A 16,796-nucleotide genomic window follows, 5' to 3' on the forward strand; every position below is an offset into this window, starting at 1 on the left:
GTCGCCGGCCGGCTCGGCCAGCACCGGCACGTCCGCGGGCAGCGAAGGCGCCGACCGCACCACGCCCACGTCCAGGACGGCTCCTTCGGCCGGCACCCCGCGGGCCACCGCGTCGGACACCGACGGCCCGGCGTAACCGGCCCCGAAGCGGGCCGCGACGTCCACGAGGTCGGCGCGGGCGAGGATCAGGTCCGCGCCCGCCTCGCAACAACCGGAAGCGACCGAAACGTCCGCGGTGTCGACCGCCAGGACCAGGTCGGGGAAAGCGGAACGGGCCCACGTGACCAGGGGTTCGGCGCCGGTTCCGGCGAAACCCACCAGATCGGCGCCGTCCGCGACGGCGCCGGATACCGCCGCCCGCGCCGCGTCGGGCTCCGGGAGCACCTGCACCACGGCCAGCACCAGCGCGTGGTCACTGCTCAACCGGCGGCCCCGGAAGACGAGGTCGGGGGTTTTCATCGCGCTCTCCCTGCTGGACGTCCGTGCCTCGCGATCATAAGCGAGACCGCCGGGAGGAGAGCTGTTCGCCGTCAGGTGGCGGGGCGCCGTCGCCGGGCCACCCGACTCTCGACGGTGTCCTCAGGAGGCGAGCGCCTCGTTGATCGCCTGCAGTTCCTGTGCCGTGCGGGTGGCGGTGAACTCGATGACGTCGTACCGGGCGAGGCGCTGGACCACGAACGGGTCGCTGGCGAGCACGGCGTCGAGCTTGCCCCGGAGCATCGAGCGGGTCAGGATCACGTGGTCGGCCGCGCCGTTACCCTTCCCGCAAACGAGGAAAAGTCCTTTCGTGAATTGTTTGCGCACCCACTCCGAATGGTCCGGGAGCGCGTAGTCGACTTCTGTTTCGGGCGCTGTGTAGGTCAGCAGTGCTAGGTACATGATTCGATGGTAGAACTCCCGCGACCACCTCGCACCCGAAGTTCCGGTCAAGAAAACGGGAATTCCTTTACCAGCACTTTTTGGACGTTCTCGCCGATTGCCGTACGCAGGTTGCCGTACGACGCGGTGTCGACGCGGAGCGGACGCGGTGGCCGCTCCGAAGCGCGACACTCGGGACCATGAACGCACTGACGAGGATCTGGCACGACGGGCGGCGGGCCGAGCGCGTCGCCTACGCCGTCGGCGCGGCGCTGTTCCTCAGCGGCGTGGTGCACGCGGCCGTCCTGCTCGCCACCGGCGGCTCGTGGCTGGGGCCGCTGTCGCTGCGCAAGGCCGTCACGTTCGGCCTGTCCTTCGGGCTGACGCTCGCGTCGGTGGCCTGGGCGACGTCGTTCCTGACCGTCCGCGACCGGTGGCGCACCGCGCTGCTCGGCGCGTTCACCACCGCGAGCGTCGTCGAGGTGGTGCTGGTCAGCATGCAGGCGTGGCGCGGGGTGCCGTCGCACTTCAACTTCGAGACGCCGTTCGACAACGTCGTTTCGATGACGCTCGCCGCGGGCGGCGGGGTGCTCATCGTGACCGTCATCGGCTTCACGGCCGCCGCGCTGGTCGAGCCGGGGCCGGCCGCGCCGAGCCTGCGGCTGGCCGTCCGTGCCGGTCTCGCCGTGCTGCTCGTCGCGCTGGCCACCGGCGCGGTGATGATCGGCCGCGGGGTCGTGGCGGCCCGCGGTGGCGACCCGCAGCTGGCCTACACGACGGCGGGGTCGCTCAAGCCGCTGCACGCGGTGGCGATGCACGCGATCCTCGTGCTGCCCGCGCTGGCCTGGCTGCTGCGGTTCACCCGCTGGCCCGAGGCGCACCGGCTGCTCGTGGTGAAGGTCGCCGTCGCCGCCGACGCCGTGTTGACCGCCGTCGTCGGCGTCGAGTCCTTCACCGGCGTCGACCCGCTCGCCGCGCCGCTGCCGCTCATGGCCCTCTCCGCGCTGGCCGCCCTCGCGCTGGCCGGCACCGGCGGCTACGCGCTCAGCGGCGTTGAACCGCGGTCCCGATTCGTACGTGTTCGCGATGGGAAGGCAAGGGGCCGGTAAAGCGGCGGACGGAGAACACGCGTGCGGCACGGTATGACCACCAGGGGCCTCTTCCAGCAGGGCGCGGCCCACAGCCCGTCGTTCTTCTCCGTGGCCAGGGCGATGGGGCCGCACGCCGACGACCTCGCGGACTTCTGCATCCCCTGCAACCCCTACTTCCCGACCGACGGGATGTTCGGCGAGCTGGAGCGCAACCTCCGCACCATCCTCAAGTTCTACCCGAGCGACGCCGGCGCGATCACCGCCCAGCTGGCGAGCGTGCTGCGGCTCAACCCGTCGACGATCTCGCTCGCCAACGGCTCGACCGAGCTGATCACCTGGATCGACCAGCTGCTGGTCGATTCCAGTGTCGCGGTACCGATCCCGACGTTCGGCCGCTGGACCGACCAGCCGCTGGAGACCGGCAAGCGCGTGGACATGTTCGTGCTCAAGGAAGCGAACAACTTCGAGCTCCGGGTGGACGAATACGTCGACTTCATCAAGCGCCGCGGCTCCCGGGTCGCGGTGCTGTGCAACCCGAACAACCCCGACGGCGGCTACCTCCCGCGGCGCGAGGTGATCCGGTTCATGGACGCCCTCGAGGACCTGGACCTCGTGGTGATCGACGAATCGTTCGTCGACTTCGTCGAAGTGGAGATGAACGCGTCGGTGGCCGCCGAAGCCGTCGTGCGGCCCAACGTGATCGTGCTGAAGAGCCTCGGCAAGAACTTCGGGCTGCACGGCATCCGCTTCGGCTACCAGGTGTCGAACCCGGCGCTGACGCGCAAACTGTCGGCCGCGCTGCCGAAGTGGAACCTGAACTCCCTCGCCGAAACCGTGATCTTCATGCTCGCCGAGCACCGCGCGGAATACGAGGAAAGCCTCAAGAAGCTCGCGCTCGACCGGTTCATGATGAATTCGCAGCTGAACCAGTTCCAGGAACTGACGGTCTACCCGTCGCAGGCGAACTTCCTGCTCGTCAAGCTGCCCGGTTCGGTCGACGGCGCCGAACTGTGCGACTACCTGCTCGCCGAGCACCACCTGCTGGTGCGCCAGTGCGGCAACAAGATCGGCATGACCAGCCAGTTCATGCGCTTCGGGGTGCGGCCGGACACCGAGGTCGAGCGGCTGGTCGAAGGGCTGCGCGGGGTCGAGCGGCTCGGCGGCGGGCGGCACGCGACGCCGGCGATCGAGCTCGTCTCGCACTCCCGCGAACCGGAACGGTCGATCAGCTGAGCACCTGGGCGATGGCCGACTTCCAGGCGAACACCCGGCCGTTCGACGAACTCGACCGCGCCGGCCGCACGCGCCGCCTGCGCCGGCTCGCCGAAGCGGCGTTGACCGGCTACGACGTTCCGGTGGCGCGGCTGACCCCGCTGGCGCACGGGCTCAACACGGCGTTCCGCGTCGACGGCGCGGACGGCCATCGCTACGTCCTGCGAGTGCAGCGCCCGGACGGGCCGGGACCGGCGCGGGTACGGTCGGAAATGGCCTGGCTTTCCGCGCTGCGCCGCGAAACCGACCTCGTCGTCCCGCTGCCGGTGCCGACGCGCGAGCGGGACCTGGTCACCGTGGTCGCCGATCCGGCGGTGCCGGAACCGCGCACGTGCGTGCTCTGCCACTGGGTCGACGGCCGGTTCGTCGACGAGCGGCTCAGCGCGCCGCGGCTGTACGCGGTCGGCGAGTTCACCGCGCGGCTGCACCTGCACGGCGCCCGGATGAACGGCCTCGACCGCGGCCGCGTCGACGACCTCACCGAGTTCGGCCGCACGCAGGTGGACGGCTTCTCCGCGGCGGTCGTCGACCGGGCGGTCGCGCGGACCGGCGACGAGCGGATCCGGGACGCGGTGGCACGCGCCCGCGCGGTGCGGGCCGAGCTGGGCTTCGGCGCCGACGCGTTCGGCCTGGTGCACGGCGACCTGCGGCAGGTGAACTACCTGTTCCACCGCGGCCGGGTGCGGGCGATCGACTTCGACGACTGCGGCTTCGGGCACTACGCCTACGACCTCGCGGTGACCCTCGGCGAGCTGCGGCACCTGCCGCAGCGGGAAGAGCTGCGGGAGGCCCTGCTGGACGGCTACCGCTCAGTGCGCCCGGAGCCGGCGACGACCGACCCCCTGGTCCTGGCCGCGTTCGCCGCCCTCCGCCGCGTCCAGCTCCGCCTCCGCTGACCCACCGAAGCGTCACTTTCCCTAGGAAAGATGCGCGTAGCTGTCCCATCGACGCATCTTTCCTAGGGAAAGTGACGTGTTACAGCTTGGCGCTACAATTGCTACATGGCTGGACGATCGAGCAACGCCACCAGTACCCGCGACCGGCTGCTGCTGGCCGCCGGCCAGCTCCTGCACGAGGCGGGCGACGGGCCGGTGTCGACGCGGGCGATCTGCGAGCGCGCCGGCGTCCAGGCCCCCACGCTGTACCACCACTTCGGCAGCAAGCAGGGCCTGCTCGACGCCGTCGTGAACTACGGCTTCACGCAGTACGTCCAGGCCCCGGACGCCGGCGGCGACCCGGTGGACCGGATCCGCGAGGGCTGGGACCGGCACGTCGAATACGGCCTGGCGCACCCCGCGTTCTACGTGCTGCTCTACGGCCAGATCGAGCCGGGCGTGCCCTGCAACCTCACGTCGAGCGCGGAAGCGATGCTGCTGGAGCTGTTCACGCCGCTCGCCCGCGAAGGACGGCTCCGCGTCGAAGCCGCGGAGGCCGCGCGGCAGTTCGCGGCGGCCAACAGCGGGGTCACCCTCAGCCTCATCGCCCAGCCGGAAGACAGCCGCGACGCGGGAATGTCCGCGCAGGTCAGGGAGTCCGTGCTGGCCGGGCTGCTCGCCGAAGAACCGGCCGGCGGCTCGTCCGTCGGGGCGCTCGCGGTCGCTTTGTCGACCGCGCTCGCCGACGACGTCGACGCTCTGACGACGACCGAGCGCCAGATGCTGCGGGAGTGGCTGCACCGGATCGCGGGCTGACGCCGAGCGCTACATTTGCTACATTGACATCTATGACAAGTGTAGTGAACCAGTTCGGCCTGTTCCTCGCCCCGCACCGCGACGACGCGACCCGGAAGGAGCAGGCGATCGCGGCGGACGCGCTCGGCTACGGCACGGTCTGGCTCGGCACCGGCCGGAACTCGGTGGGCGACCTCGCCTTCGTCGAAGACCTGCTCGCGTCGACCGAGCGGATCACCGTGGCGACGGCGATCGTCAACATGTGGGTCGACGAGCCGGAAACCCTCGCGGCGTCCTACCACCGGCTCGCCGGCCGCTACGGAAAGCGCTTGCTGCTGGGCATCGGCGTCGGACACCCCGAGTCCGTCACCGAATACCGCAGCCCGTACGAAAAGATCGTCGACTACCTCGACCGGCTCGACGCGGCCGGCGTGCCGTCGGACGCCCGGATCCTCGCCGCGCTCGGCGACCGCGTGCTGAAGCTGGCCGCCGAGCGCACCGCGGGCGCGCACCCGTACCTCGTCCCGGTCGCGCACACGCGGCACGCCCGGTCGATCCTCGGCGCGGGCAAACTCCTTGCCCCCGAACAGAAGGTGGTCGTCGACGACGACCCGGTGGCCGCGCGCGCCATCGGCCGCCCGTACGTCCAGAACCCCTACCTGGGCTTGCGGAACTACGTGAACAACCTGCTGCGGCACGGGTACACCGAAGCCGACGTCGACGGCGGGGGCAGCGACCGCCTCATCGACGACCTGGTGCTCCACGGTTCGGCGGAGACGATCGCGAAGGGCCTTCAGTCCCATGTGGACGCCGGGGCGGACCACGTGGCGGTGCAGGTGCTCGGCCCGTCACCCGACGTCGAGCTGGTGCACCAGCGGCAACTCGCCGAGATGCTGCTCTGATTCAGTCCGGCGCCGGGGCCAGCGCGTTCAGGGCGGTGACGATCGTGCGTTCCTCGTAGGCGAAGTGAGCGTCCAATGCGGACGCCAGCCGGTCGAACTCCGCGCGCAGCCGGACCGGATCGGTTTCCCCGTCGGCCAGCCGCTGGATCTCCTCCTGCAGCCGCGCGACGACGCCGTGTTCTTCCTCCAGCTTCGCCAACGCGGGTGCGAGCGCCGGGAAGCGCGCGGCGAGCATGGGGAAGATCGCGCCGCCTTCCCCGGTGTGGTGGCGGGTGAGCGCGGTGCAGAAGCCGGAACACTTCGCGCTCAGCCGCCGTGTTTCCCCGTCGCGCAGGTCCCGCAGTTCGGCGCGGAGCCAGTCGTGCACCTCGACGAGCCAGTCGCCCATGCGGCGCCCGTCGTCGAGCCGGTGCAGCTCGACCACGGGCAGGATCCGGGTCGTGCGCGCCTGGTACGCCGCGAACCCCGGCTCCCGCTCGGCCACGGCGGCGAACAGCGCGTCGCGGTCGGGCGGGAGCGCGGCCATCGCCTCGAAGGTCTCCGCGTCCGTTTCCACGGTGACCAACGGGTTCCGGCGGATGTTGTGGTACCAGGCGGGATGCTTCGGCGAACCCATCGCCGAAGCGACGACGACCAAGCGGCCGTCGATGTCCATGTCCCCCAAGGGAACCCGGTGCGGGCGGCCCGTGCGGGCGCCGGTGGTGGTGAGGTGGATCAAGCTGCTCCTTTGGCGACGAAGGTGGTCGCCGGAGGCCGTGAGCCGACACGGAACGGGCGCGCGGAGGGCACACTCCTGCCAGGAACGGCAGAACGTGTCGAACTCAAGGGGGCTGAGTAGCCACTACCTCCGTGCGATAGGCCCATCCGGGGCGCATCCGCACGATAGCACGGAATCAGCGCGCGGCGTCGGCGGCTTTCTGCGCCTCGTTGGCGGCGTGGTCGGCCTGTTCGTAGCTTTCCTTCGCCTGCTCGAACTCCGCCGTCGCGCGCTCGGCGCGTTCCTCGGCTTCGGCGAGGCGGGTGCGCAGGTCCTCGACGCGCGCGGTGGCCTGCTCGGCGGCCCGCTGGGTGCGGACGAGGTCGCGTTCGACGACCGCGCGTTCCTTCGCCAGCTCGGCGGCCTCCTTGCGCAGGCGGTCGCGTTCCGCGCGGGCACGGGCGCGTTCCTCTTCCTCGCGGCGGTGATCGCGCTTGGGCTTCGCCGGCTCGGCCTTGTCGACCAGCTTCGCCGCGCGCTTCCCGGTGGCGGGCGGCACGGTGGCGGCGAGGGTGAACCACTGGTCGGTGTCCTGGTGCGCGACCGACGTCAGGCGCCCGGCGACCGCGAGCGCGGCGGTGCCCGGGTCGGCCGCGACGGCCTCCAAAGTGGCCTCGACCTCGCGGGAGACGGTGTCGCTCATCGACGGCAGCTCGTGCATGATCCGCCGCACGAGCTCGCCGCGGCGGCGGGTCAGCGCGCGCAGGTCGTCCCCGGCGAGGCGGGTGTGCGCGTCCCGCAGCTCGTCACCCAGCTCGGCCAGCTCCCGCAACCCGCCGTCGTCCTCCCGGGCCAGCCGGTTGACGATCGCCGCGGCCGTGGTCGGCTTCCGCAGCTCCTTGATCTGCTTCGCGAGCTCGGCGTTCCCCTCGGCCTTCGCCGCTTTCGCCGCCGCGTTGCGCGCGCTGACGAACTCCGCGAGGTCACCCCCGTAGAGCTCGCCGGCCACCGTGTCCAGGTCCATCGTGCTCCAGCGAACCACATCGGACTGGTGCGAGCACCTGCGACGAGTCATCATCGGGGGCATGTTCTTCGATCTGGGTGTCCGGGACTTCCTCGACCGCGCGGAAACGGTGTACCCGGACCGCGTCGCGGTGGTCGACGAGCCGGACCAGCCGGCACCGAGCTGGGGTTCCCTCACCTACCGCGAGGTCGCGCGCCGGGCCCGCGCGCAGGCCGCCCACCTCGACGCGCTGGGCGTGCCGGCCGGCGGGCGCGTCGCGATGGTGTCGCACAACGCCGCACGGCTGCTCGTGTCGTTCTTCGGCGTGTCCGGCTGGGGCCGGATCCTGGTGCCGGTGAACTTCCGGCTGGCACCGGCCGAGGTCAAGTACATCGTGGAGCACTCCGGCGCCGAGGTCCTGATCGTCGACCCGGAGCTGGAACACCTGCTCGACACGGTGACGGCGAAGCACGTGTTCGTCCTCGGCCGCGACGACGACGCGATCTGGGGCGGCGACGGCACCCCCGAGCCCTGGGACGGCGACGAGTCGGCCACAGCGACGATCAACTACACCTCCGGCACGACCGCGCGGCCCAAGGGCGTCCAGCTGACCCACCGCAACATCTGGCTGAACGCGGTCGTGTTCGGCCTGCACACGACGTTGAGCGACCACGACGTCCTGCTGCACACGCTGCCGATGTTCCACTGCAACGGCTGGGGCATGCCGTACGCGGTGACCGGCCTCGGCGGGCGGCACATCGTGCTGCGCAAGGTCGACGGCACCGAGATCCTCCGGCGGATCGAGGAGCACGGCGTGACGATCCTGTGCGCCGCTCCCGCGGTGGTCACGGCGGCCCTCGACGGCGCCGCGACGTGGGAAGGCGAGATCCCGGGCCGCGACCGCGTCCGCATCGTCGTGGCCGGCGCACCCCCGCCGACCCGCACGATCGAGCGGGTGCGCGCCGAGCTGGGCTGGGAGTTCATCCAGATCTACGGCCTGACCGAGACGGCGCCGCTGCTGACGGTCAACCGGATGCGCAGCGAGTGGGACGGCCTCGACCCGCACGAGCAGGCCCGCCTGCTGGGCCGCGCGGGCACGCCGGCACTGGGCGTCCGCATCGACGTCGACACCGACGGCGAGGTCCTCGCGCGGTCGAACCACAACCTGGACGGCTACTGGGAGAACCCCGAGGAGACCGCCCGGGTGCAGGAAGGCAACTGGTTCCACACGGGCGACGGCGGCACCTTCGAGGAGGGCTACCTGACGATCGCGGACCGCAAGAAGGACGTGATCATCTCCGGCGGCGAGAACGTCTCGTCCATCGAGGTGGAGGACGCACTCAACTCCCACCCGGCGGTCCGCGAGGCCGCGGTGATCGGCATCCCGGACGAGAAGTGGGGCGAGCTGGTGACGGCGCTGGTCGTCACTTCGTCGGAGGTTTCGGCGGAGGACCTGATCAAGCACTGCCGCTCGTACCTGGCGGGGTACAAGTGCCCGAAGCGGGTGGAGTTCCTGGCCGAGTTGCCTCGGACGGCGACCGGGAAGATCCAGAAGTTCAAGCTGCGGGAGCCGTTTTGGCAGGGCCAGTCCCGCCAGGTGAACTGAGGTTCGCCTTCGACGCCGGCTCCGGCACGGTGCTGTGGGGCCCGGCGGACCTCGCCGCGCTGCCGCTCAGCGATGGACTGCGCGCCGAGCTGGCCAGTCTCGCGGCGCAGTACGACGAGTCGCTGAACTGGGACTACCCGCCGGACCCGGGGCCGTGGCGGGAAGCGCGGTGCGCCCGCTTCAACGCCGACGCCCGCGACGCGCTGGAGCGGGTGCGTGCCGAGCTGGGGCAGGAGGTCGAAGACGGGTTCGTCGAGCTGCACGAGGACCCGGACCTCGGCCGCTACCTGGCCGACCCGAAGGGCTTCGAACGCTAGCCGACCAGCCGGAAGAACGTCCGCACCTCGTCCACGAACAGCTCCGGCTGCTCGTAAGCCGCGAAATGCCCACCCCGCTCCAGCTCGTGCCACTGCCGGATGTCCGTGTACCGCTTCGCCGCCCACCGCCGTGACGGCCGGGGCATCTCCTTCGGGAAGATCGAACACCCCGTCGGCACGTCCACCGTGTCCTCGGTCGCCTCCGAGAACCACCGCTGCACCTGCCGGATGCTCTCCCAGTACAACCGCGCCGACGACGCCGCCGTCCCGGTGAGCCAGTACAGCGTCACGTCGTCGAGCAGCTCGTCGCGCGTGAACGGGAAGCCGTCGGACCACGCGCGGAACTTCTCCACCAGCCACCCGCACAGCCCCGCCGGCGAGTCGAGCAGGCTGTACCCGATCGTCTGCGGGCGGGTCGACTGCAGCACCGAGTACCCGTCCTCCCACCGCCGCGCGTGCTCCAGCGCGTCGAGCGCCACGCGCTCGGCCGGTGTCAGGTCGTCGAACGTGGCCGGGTCCGGGGCCGCGATCGGCGGGTTCAGGTGGATGCCCGCCAGGTGCGCGGCGTCCTGCTGGGCCAGCGACGTCGTGATCGACGTCCCCCAGTCGCCACCCTGGGCGCCGTACCGCGCGTAGCCGAGCCGGGCCATCAGTTCCGCCCACGCGGCGGCGATCCGTTCGATGCCCCAGCCCGGCGACGACGGCTTGTCGCTGAAGCCGTAGCCCGGCAGCGACGGGATCACCAGGTGGAACTCCGCCGCCAGCGGCTCGATCACCTTGCCGAACTCGAGGAACGACCCCGGCCAGCCGTGCGTCAGGAGCAGCGGCAGCGCGTCTTCGCGGGCCGAACGCACGTGCAGGAAGTGGATGCCCAGGCCGTCGATTTCCGTGCGGTACTGCGGAAACCGGTTGAACCGCGCCTCCACGCGCCGCCAGTCGTACGCCTCCGCCCAGTACTCGCACAACGAGCGCAGGTAGGCCGGCGGCGTGCCCTGGCTCCAGTCGCCGGGCCCCGCCTCGGGCCAGCGCGTCCGGCGCAAACGCGAGCGCAGGTCCGCCAGGTCGGCCTCGGGAACATCGATCCGGAACGCCGAGATCACGCGGGCACGTAGGTCAGCTGGACGACGCCGTTGGAGAACGTGGCGGATTTCGCCAGCACCAGCGGGAACGACGGCCCCTCCGCCGGGAAAAGCCGCTTCCCCCGCCCCACGACGATCGGGTACAGCAGCAGGTTCAGCTCGTCGATCAGGCCTTCCGTGAGCAGCCACCGCACGGCCGTGGTGCTGCCACTGGTCATGATCGACCCGCCCGGCTCGGCCTTCAGCGCCCGGACCGCCTCGGCCGGGTCGCCGGTCAGCAGCGTCGAGTTGTTCCAGGTGACCTCGGTCAGCGTCGAGGACAGCACGTACTTGCGCACGCTGTTCATGAACTCGGCACCTTCGTCGTCCTCGACGGTCCGCCCGGGCCACGCCTCGGCGAACCCTTCGTAGGTGACCCGCCCGAGCAGCATCGCGTCGGCGGCGGCCATCCCACCGCCGACCGCTTGCCCGATCTCGTCGCTCCAGTACCGGAGCGACCACTTGTCCGGCGCTTCGACCACGCCGTCGAGCGAGATGAACAGGTTCGCGACGATCTTGCGCACGTACGGCCCCCTCGGCTCGCCTCCGGTCTCGGCTGCGTCCGTCGCGGCAGCCATGATCGGGAGCCTACCCCGCGTCCCGGACCGTCCGCAGGCCCCGACAACCGCCGCGCAACGCCGACCGAGGAGCTGAACATGGCCAGCTACACCGTGATCACGAGTGCGGGGACCCGCTACACCGGGCAGGCGGTGGTCCTCAGCATCCGGGCCGGCCACACCAGGGAAACCAGCTGCGACGGCTACAGAGCGACCATCCGCGCGATGGCGTACTGCCCGAACTCCAAAGGACAACCTCGAAAACCTGCCAGAGGGCTGAGCCACCGGCGAACGATCAGGACCGTCCACTCGCGACGGTCGCACGCACCCGCACGCTGTTCTCCTCCGCCACCACCCGTTCCTCCTCCGTCACGGCCTCCAACCGCGCCGGGACGTCCTTGTGGTGCGGTGTGCCCGCGATCGGGTCCCGGTCCAGCGCGTCGGTGAGCAGGTTGATCCGCGGCCCGCTCACCACCCGCCCACCGTCGGCGGCCGGGTGCGCCATGCCGTACCCGTGCGGCAGCGCCAGCTGTCCCGGCCGCAGCGCGGGGTCCGCCTCGGCACGCACGACCACGCGCCCCGCCGACGTCACCACCGCCACCCAGTCCCCCGGCGCGGCACCGATCGACGCCAGTTCCTCCGGCCGCGCCCGCAACGCGCCGTCGGGGTCGGTGCGGCGCCAGCGCGGGTCGCGCAGGATCTGGTTCGCGTTGTGCGCCCGGCGCTGCCCGTTGAGCAGCGAAAACGGGAACGCCGGGTCGGCCCGCTCGGCCGCCGGGTCGAGCGCGGTCAGCCAGTCCAGCAGTTCCGGCACGGCCAGCCGGACCTTCGAGCGGCGCATCAGGCTCCAGACCTCGTCCTGCTCGTGCGCCGAGAACGGCGTCGGGCCGGCCAGCACCCGCTCGAACAGCTCCTCGCCGAGCTGCGGCCCCTCCGCGGAACTCCCCAGCGCGCGCTGCACCGGCACGGTCATCGTCTTCGCCGCGCGGTGGCACCCCGCCCACAGCGGCGCGATCGACGCGGCGCCGTCGGGCAGCGACGCCCCGAGCGTCCGGTAGAGCAGCACCGGCAGGATCGCCGCCCGCTCGGGCATCGCCTGGACCAGCGCGCCGATCCCCGCCTGCAGCTCCGACCGCGGTCCCGCGGCCAGCGAAGCGAGCACGTCCGACGGCGGCAGCACGCCGAGCGCGTCGAACAGCCGCGTGTAGATCTCCGCTTCGACCAGCGTGCCCGGCAGCGGGTCGAGCAACGGGCGCCGCAGCTGGAAGTAGTTCGTCGGCCATTCGAACGTGAAGAGCGTGAACTCCCACTTTTCGTGCTGCGAAGCCGCCGGCAGCACGTAGTCCGCCAGCGCGGCCGTTTCGGTGTAGGCGACGTCGACGACCACGGACAGCTCGGCGGCGCGGATCGCGCGTTCGACCTCGCGCGTGCCCGCGAAGGTGTTGGCGGGGTTCGACGACTCGACCCAGAGCGCGCGGACGCGGTTCGGGTGGTCGGCGAGGATCTCCTCGGCCAGCGTGTTCGCCGGCAGCAGGCCGCCGATGTACTCGAACCCGGTGATTTCCGACCGCTGCCCGCTCGCCGAGCCCCACAGCGGCAGCAGCCAGGAGTGCAGGTTGTTCGTGCCGCGCTGCCCGAAGTGCCCGGTCAGCAGGTAAAGCAGCTTCTCGAGGTAGCTGTTGAGCGTCGAGTGCCGCCCCTGCTGGATGCCCAGCTCGACGCGCACGGTCATCGCCTCCGCCGCCAGGATCAGCTCGACCGCCCGCTCGACGTCCACACGGGACACTTCGGCGTGCGCGATCCACTCGTCCACCGGCACTTTCGCGAGCACGGCGGCGACTTCGTCGAACCCTTCGGTGCGCCGCGCGAGGAATTCCTCGTCCGCACCACCGCGTTCGAGCAGCAACGCCAGGATCGCGCCCAGCAGGTAGGCGTCGGTACCCGGCCGCAGCGGCAGGTGCAGGTCGGCCATTTCGGCGGTCTCGGTGCGCCGCGGGTCGATCACGATCATCCGGCGCGACGGGTCGTTCTTGAGCGTGTTCAACGCGTGCCGCGCGTTGCTGAAACCGTGTGCCTGCCAGGGGTTGCAGCCGAGCACGACCAGCAGGTCGCAGTGCTCGACGTCCTCGGCGGTGTGCACGAGCGCCGAGCCGAACAGCTGCCCGTTGACCCAGAAGTCGCCGGTCTTCTCCTGCGAAAGCGCGTTGAAGTGGCGCGTCGAGTTCATCCACTTCAGCAGCGACGCGCCGTACGCGCCGCCGGAGTGGTTGCCCTGGCCGCCCCCGCCGACGTAGGCGAACGAGCCGGGCCGCCCGGCTTCGGTGTCGGCGTCGCGGATCGCGCGCAGCTTGGCGGCGATCTCGGCGAGCGCGGTGTCCCAGCCGATCGGCTCGTGCGTGCCGTCCGGACGGCGGCGCAGCGGCGTCGTCAGGCGGTCTTCGTGGTCGCCGTACCAGGTCAGGCGCTGCGCCTTCTGGCACAGGTACCCGCCCGAGCGCGGGTGCGCCTTGTCCCCGCGGACGCGGGTGATCTTCCGCCCCTCGACCTGCACTTCGAGGCCGCAGTTGAGGTAGCAGAGGCTGCACGCGGTGCGCTGCCACTCGCCGGTCATATCAGCTCCAATGCGCGGCCGAGCGTCGTGAGACGCGCGTCGAGGGTGTCGCCTGCCGGGTAGAGCCGGACCGTGTCCACGCCGGTGTCGCGCCAGACGCGCAGCCGGTCCCGCACCATGTCCTCGGTGCCGATCAACGTCGTGCCGAGCACCATTTCGTCCGTGACGAGCGCGGCGGCGCCGTCGCGGTCGCCTGCCTGCCAGCGCTCGCGGACCTCGGCGGCGACGTCCGCCCAGCCCTGGCGGCTGTAGGCGTTGTTGTAGAAGTTCGTGGTGGCCGAGCCCATCCCGCCGAGGCTGAAGGCGAGCTCCTTCTTGCGGCTCCCGACCAGGACGCGCAGTTCGTCCTCGTTGTCGGCGAACGCGACTTCGGCACCCTGGCAGACGTCGATGTCCTGACGCGTGCGGCCCGACTTCGCGAGCCCGGCGTCGAGGGGCTCGAAGTACGCGGAAGCGCCTTCCGGGACGAAGCTGGTGCCGAGCCAGCCGTCCGCGACCTCGCCGGTCAGCTCGAGGAGCTTCGGCGACAGCGTCGCGAGGTAGATCGGGATGTCCGGGTTCGGCGCGGTCGACAGCCGCATCGGGCGGGCCTCGCCGGGCAGCGGGATCTCGAACGCCTTGCCGGAGAAGGAAACCTTCTCGCCGGCGAACGCCCGGCGGATGATCTCGACCGTCTCCCGCATGCGCGTCAGCGGCTTCGCGAACGGGACGCCGTGCAGGCCCTCGATGACCTGCGGCCCGGACGGGCCGAGCCCCAGCGCGAACCGGCCGCCGGACAGGTCGGCGAGGGTGAGCGCGGCCTGCGCGATCGCGACCGGTGTGCGGGTGCCGAGCTGGATGATGCCGGAGCCGAGCCGGATCCGGTCGGTGCGCGCGGCGAGATAGCCGAGCGCGGACGGCGCGTCGGCGCCCCAGGCTTCGGCGACCCAGCAGACGTCGAGGCCGAGCTTTTCCGCCTCCAGCACGAAATCCAGGGTTGTGCGGGTGTCCTTCGAGAACTCGACGGTCGTGGCGGTCTTCACCGGTGCTCCACGCGGTCCTTGATCGCGGCCAGGTTGGCGGTCATCGCCGTTTCGAACTCGCGCATCCGGACGAAGACGATCTTCTGTTCCTTCTCCGGCATCCGGTCGATGGCGAACGACAGCCCGGACCGGCCGGGGCCCATCCGCACCCACTGGCTCAGCCGGGTACCGCCGCCGTCGGGTTCGAGGGTGAACTTCCAGACCGCGCTCGGCTCGGCCGGGTCGGCGACGGCCCACGAGAACACGCGCGGGGCTTCGCACTCCACGACGTAGGAGGTGGTCTCCCACTCGCCGAAAGCGTCGTGCTTGCTGCGGCCGACGAACTTGCGCCCGGCTTCGCACCACTCGACGGACTGCAGTTCCGCGCTCAGCTCGGGCATCAGCGCGATGTCCGAAACGACCGGCCAGACGTCCTCGGGCACGGCGTCGATCCAGGTCGAAACCTCGGCCGTCGGCAGGTCGGCGTACCTCGCGCCGGTCCACTCCATCGTGGTCGCACCCCTTTCAGAGCCGTCTGACCACGATAGTTGCGTAGATAGACCTACCCTGTCAACGTCACTCCTGCCGGGCGAAGCGCGCCTCGACGTCCGGTCGCCGCGCCAGCCGGGGCGGGAAGCCGGGGCCGCGGCGCATCCGCGTTTCCGCCGGCGTCATCGGCTCGCCGCACTCCGCGCAGACGATTTCGGCGTGCGTGTCGTGCCCGCAGGCGAGGTGGTGGACGGTGATCGGCGGGCCGTCCTCGGTGGCGAGCCACTTGTCGCCCCAGCGGGTCATCGCGAGCAGCACCGGGTAGAAGTCGCGGCCCTTCTCGGTGAGCACGTAGTCGTAGCGCACCGGCTCGGTCTGGTAGGCGACCTTCTCCAGCAAGCCCTCCTCGACCAGCCGCTTGAGCCGGTCGGCGAGGGTGTTGCGCGCGATGCCGAGCGCCTGCTGGAACTCGTCGAAGCGGTGCACGCCGTAGAAGGCGTCCCGCAGCACCAGCGGCGTCCACCAGTCCCCCAGCAGATCCATGGTGCGCGCGATCGAGCACGGCCACTGCGCGAACGATGTCCGTTTCATGCGGCCGAGGGTACGCCGTTTCGCAGAGAGACTCAGCAGGTCAGCCGCATGACCACCCGCCGGGCGGTCGGCCGGCTGACTTCCTCGAACCCGGCGTCGGCGAACGTCTTGCGGGTGCCGACGAACAGTTCACCGGGCCAGGCGAGCTTCTCCCCGGCCTCGACGACGATCGGGTACCCCTCGACCGCCTTCGCGCCCCGCTCCCGCGCGAAGTCCACGGCGGCCTTGGCGAGCGCGGCGCTCACCCCGCGCCGCCGGAACCCCTTGCGGGTGACGAAGCAGGTGACGGCCCAGACGCCGTCGTCCGCGGGGTCCTCGTCCCGCCCGTCCCAGACGACCCGGCTCTTGAGCAGCCGCCGGTAGGCGGTGCGCGGCTCGACCGCGCACCACCCGGCGGGCTCCCCGTCGAGGAAGGCGACGATCCCGGTGGCCCGCTCCGAGGTCTGTTCCCGCAGCCGCTCGGCGCGTTCCTCGGGTGTCCCGGACCGCCACTCGGCGGGCGTGTCCTTGAAGTACTGGCACCGGCACCGGGCGGGGTCCCCGCGGTCGCCGAAGATCGCCTGCAGGTCGGTCCAGGCCACCTGGTCGACGGGTCGGACAGTCAGCATGTCCCCGGACGTTAGACCAGGTGCCCGGTGGTGACGTCGACGTGGTCGGGCACCTCGTCGTGATCGTCCCCGACCGACAGCGTCCCGGCCGGCTCGACCAGCAGCACGCTCGCCCCCGCCTTCGACGACGGCTTGTGGAAGGTGCCCTTCGGCACGACGAAGACCTGCCCCTTGCCCAGCGTCACGACCCGTTCGTCCGGATCACGCAGCCCGATCTCGATCTCGCCGTCGAGGACGAGGAAGAACTCGTCGGTGTCGGTGTGGACGTGCCAGACGTGCTCACCGGCGAAGCGAGCGAGCCGGATGTCGTAGTCGTTGACGCGGCTGACGATCCGCGGGCTCCAGGCGGCGTCGAAGCTCGCGAGGACTTCGTTGAGGTCGATCGGGTTCATGCACCCCATCCTC

The 16,796-nt window shown here is 71.2% G+C and carries 19 protein-coding genes; 7 read left to right on the forward strand and 12 right to left on the reverse strand.

What is annotated here, in order from left to right; genetic code table 11:
* Together G3I65_RS10725 and G3I65_RS10730 are read right to left on the reverse strand one after the other, a co-directional pair.
* Positions 1 to 459, reverse strand: a 459-nt coding sequence (locus tag G3I65_RS10725; protein WP_160695960.1) for a dihydropteroate synthase, incomplete at its 3' end; no start/stop codon positions are given.
* A 120-nt stretch (positions 460 to 579) separates the two neighbouring features.
* Positions 580 to 879: a YciI family protein gene (locus tag G3I65_RS10730; protein ID WP_160695961.1), complete on the reverse strand. Its 300-nt coding sequence runs from the start codon at positions 877 to 879 to the stop codon at positions 580 to 582.
* A 179-nt stretch (positions 880 to 1,058) separates the two neighbouring features.
* Here G3I65_RS10730 and G3I65_RS10735 point away from each other — a divergent pair, with 179 nt between their 5' ends.
* The 5 genes from G3I65_RS10735 (at position 1,059) to G3I65_RS10755 (ending at position 5,793) form a co-directional block, all read left to right on the forward strand.
* Positions 1,059 to 1,967 (forward strand): hypothetical protein, encoded by a 909-nt coding sequence (locus G3I65_RS10735; RefSeq protein ID WP_160695962.1) that lies wholly within the window; start codon positions 1,059 to 1,061, stop codon positions 1,965 to 1,967.
* A 33-nt stretch (positions 1,968 to 2,000) separates the two neighbouring features.
* The gene (locus G3I65_RS10740; protein WP_166639904.1) at positions 2,001 to 3,182 is read left to right on the forward strand and encodes a histidinol-phosphate transaminase; all 1,182 of its coding nucleotides are present in this window, start codon (positions 2,001 to 2,003) and stop codon (positions 3,180 to 3,182) included.
* Between the two features lie 11 nt (positions 3,183 to 3,193).
* Positions 3,194 to 4,117, forward strand: coding sequence for a phosphotransferase enzyme family protein (locus tag G3I65_RS10745; protein WP_160695964.1), 924 nt, complete (start codon positions 3,194 to 3,196; stop codon positions 4,115 to 4,117).
* 105 nt (positions 4,118 to 4,222) lie between these two features.
* Positions 4,223 to 4,912 carry a TetR/AcrR family transcriptional regulator gene (locus G3I65_RS10750; RefSeq protein WP_160695965.1) on the forward strand — a complete coding sequence of 230 codons (690 nt, stop codon included), beginning with the start codon at positions 4,223 to 4,225 and terminating at the stop codon, positions 4,910 to 4,912.
* A 32-nt stretch (positions 4,913 to 4,944) separates the two neighbouring features.
* On the forward strand, positions 4,945 to 5,793 hold the full coding sequence (locus tag G3I65_RS10755; protein ID WP_203612344.1) for an LLM class F420-dependent oxidoreductase: 849 nt from the start codon (positions 4,945 to 4,947) through the stop codon (positions 5,791 to 5,793).
* A 1-nt stretch (position 5,794) separates the two neighbouring features.
* Here the strand turns inward: G3I65_RS10755 and G3I65_RS10760 are convergent, their stop codons facing one another.
* Both G3I65_RS10760 and G3I65_RS10765 read right to left on the reverse strand, forming a co-directional pair.
* Positions 5,795 to 6,511 carry a nitroreductase/quinone reductase family protein gene (locus G3I65_RS10760; RefSeq protein ID WP_160695966.1) on the reverse strand — a complete coding sequence of 239 codons (717 nt, stop codon included), beginning with the start codon at positions 6,509 to 6,511 and terminating at the stop codon, positions 5,795 to 5,797.
* Positions 6,512 to 6,686: 175 nt separating this feature from the next.
* Complete coding sequence (locus G3I65_RS10765) at positions 6,687 to 7,514, reverse strand: hypothetical protein (RefSeq protein WP_166639905.1); 828 nt, start codon at positions 7,512 to 7,514, stop codon at positions 6,687 to 6,689.
* Between the two features lie 61 nt (positions 7,515 to 7,575).
* Between G3I65_RS10765 and G3I65_RS10770 the strand changes: the two genes are divergently transcribed.
* Positions 7,576 to 9,099: an AMP-binding protein gene (locus tag G3I65_RS10770; protein ID WP_160695967.1), complete on the forward strand. Its 1,524-nt coding sequence runs from the start codon at positions 7,576 to 7,578 to the stop codon at positions 9,097 to 9,099.
* The gene (locus G3I65_RS10775) at positions 9,069 to 9,416 is read left to right on the forward strand and encodes a hypothetical protein (protein WP_160695968.1); all 348 of its coding nucleotides are present in this window, start codon (positions 9,069 to 9,071) and stop codon (positions 9,414 to 9,416) included. Before G3I65_RS10770 ends, G3I65_RS10775 begins: the two co-directional genes overlap by 31 nt.
* Here the strand turns inward: G3I65_RS10775 and G3I65_RS10780 are convergent.
* From G3I65_RS10780 to G3I65_RS10815, 8 genes are all read right to left on the reverse strand, one after another.
* Positions 9,413 to 10,516, reverse strand: a complete 1,104-nt coding sequence (locus G3I65_RS10780; RefSeq protein ID WP_160695969.1) for an epoxide hydrolase family protein — start codon at positions 10,514 to 10,516, stop codon at positions 9,413 to 9,415. The genes G3I65_RS10775 and G3I65_RS10780 overlap by 4 nt on opposite strands.
* On the reverse strand, positions 10,513 to 11,058 hold the full coding sequence (locus tag G3I65_RS10785; RefSeq protein WP_160695984.1) for a dihydrofolate reductase family protein: 546 nt from the start codon (positions 11,056 to 11,058) through the stop codon (positions 10,513 to 10,515). Before G3I65_RS10785 ends, G3I65_RS10780 begins: the two co-directional genes overlap by 4 nt.
* A gap of 328 nt (positions 11,059 to 11,386) precedes the next feature.
* Positions 11,387 to 13,702, reverse strand: a complete 2,316-nt coding sequence (locus tag G3I65_RS10790; protein ID WP_160695970.1) for a molybdopterin-dependent oxidoreductase — start codon at positions 13,700 to 13,702, stop codon at positions 11,387 to 11,389.
* Complete coding sequence (locus G3I65_RS10795; protein WP_160695971.1) at positions 13,699 to 14,724, reverse strand: LLM class flavin-dependent oxidoreductase; 1,026 nt, start codon at positions 14,722 to 14,724, stop codon at positions 13,699 to 13,701. Before G3I65_RS10795 ends, G3I65_RS10790 begins: the two co-directional genes overlap by 4 nt.
* On the reverse strand, positions 14,721 to 15,212 hold the full coding sequence (locus tag G3I65_RS10800) for an SRPBCC family protein (protein WP_160695972.1): 492 nt from the start codon (positions 15,210 to 15,212) through the stop codon (positions 14,721 to 14,723). The genes G3I65_RS10795 and G3I65_RS10800 overlap by 4 nt, the downstream gene beginning before the upstream one ends.
* Before the next feature lie 67 nt (positions 15,213 to 15,279).
* The gene (locus G3I65_RS10805; RefSeq protein ID WP_160695973.1) at positions 15,280 to 15,783 is read right to left on the reverse strand and encodes a helix-turn-helix domain-containing protein; all 504 of its coding nucleotides are present in this window, start codon (positions 15,781 to 15,783) and stop codon (positions 15,280 to 15,282) included.
* Between the two features lie 32 nt (positions 15,784 to 15,815).
* Positions 15,816 to 16,391 carry a GNAT family N-acetyltransferase gene (locus G3I65_RS10810; RefSeq protein ID WP_160695974.1) on the reverse strand — a complete coding sequence of 192 codons (576 nt, stop codon included), beginning with the start codon at positions 16,389 to 16,391 and terminating at the stop codon, positions 15,816 to 15,818.
* A gap of 11 nt (positions 16,392 to 16,402) precedes the next feature.
* Complete coding sequence (locus G3I65_RS10815) at positions 16,403 to 16,783, reverse strand: cupin domain-containing protein (protein ID WP_375336672.1); 381 nt, start codon at positions 16,781 to 16,783, stop codon at positions 16,403 to 16,405.
* Between the last annotated feature and the right edge of the window lie 13 nt (positions 16,784 to 16,796).

The organism is Amycolatopsis sp. SID8362, assembly GCF_010550475.1.
Taxonomy (GTDB): Bacteria; Actinomycetota; Actinomycetes; order Mycobacteriales; family Pseudonocardiaceae; genus Amycolatopsis; species Amycolatopsis eburnea.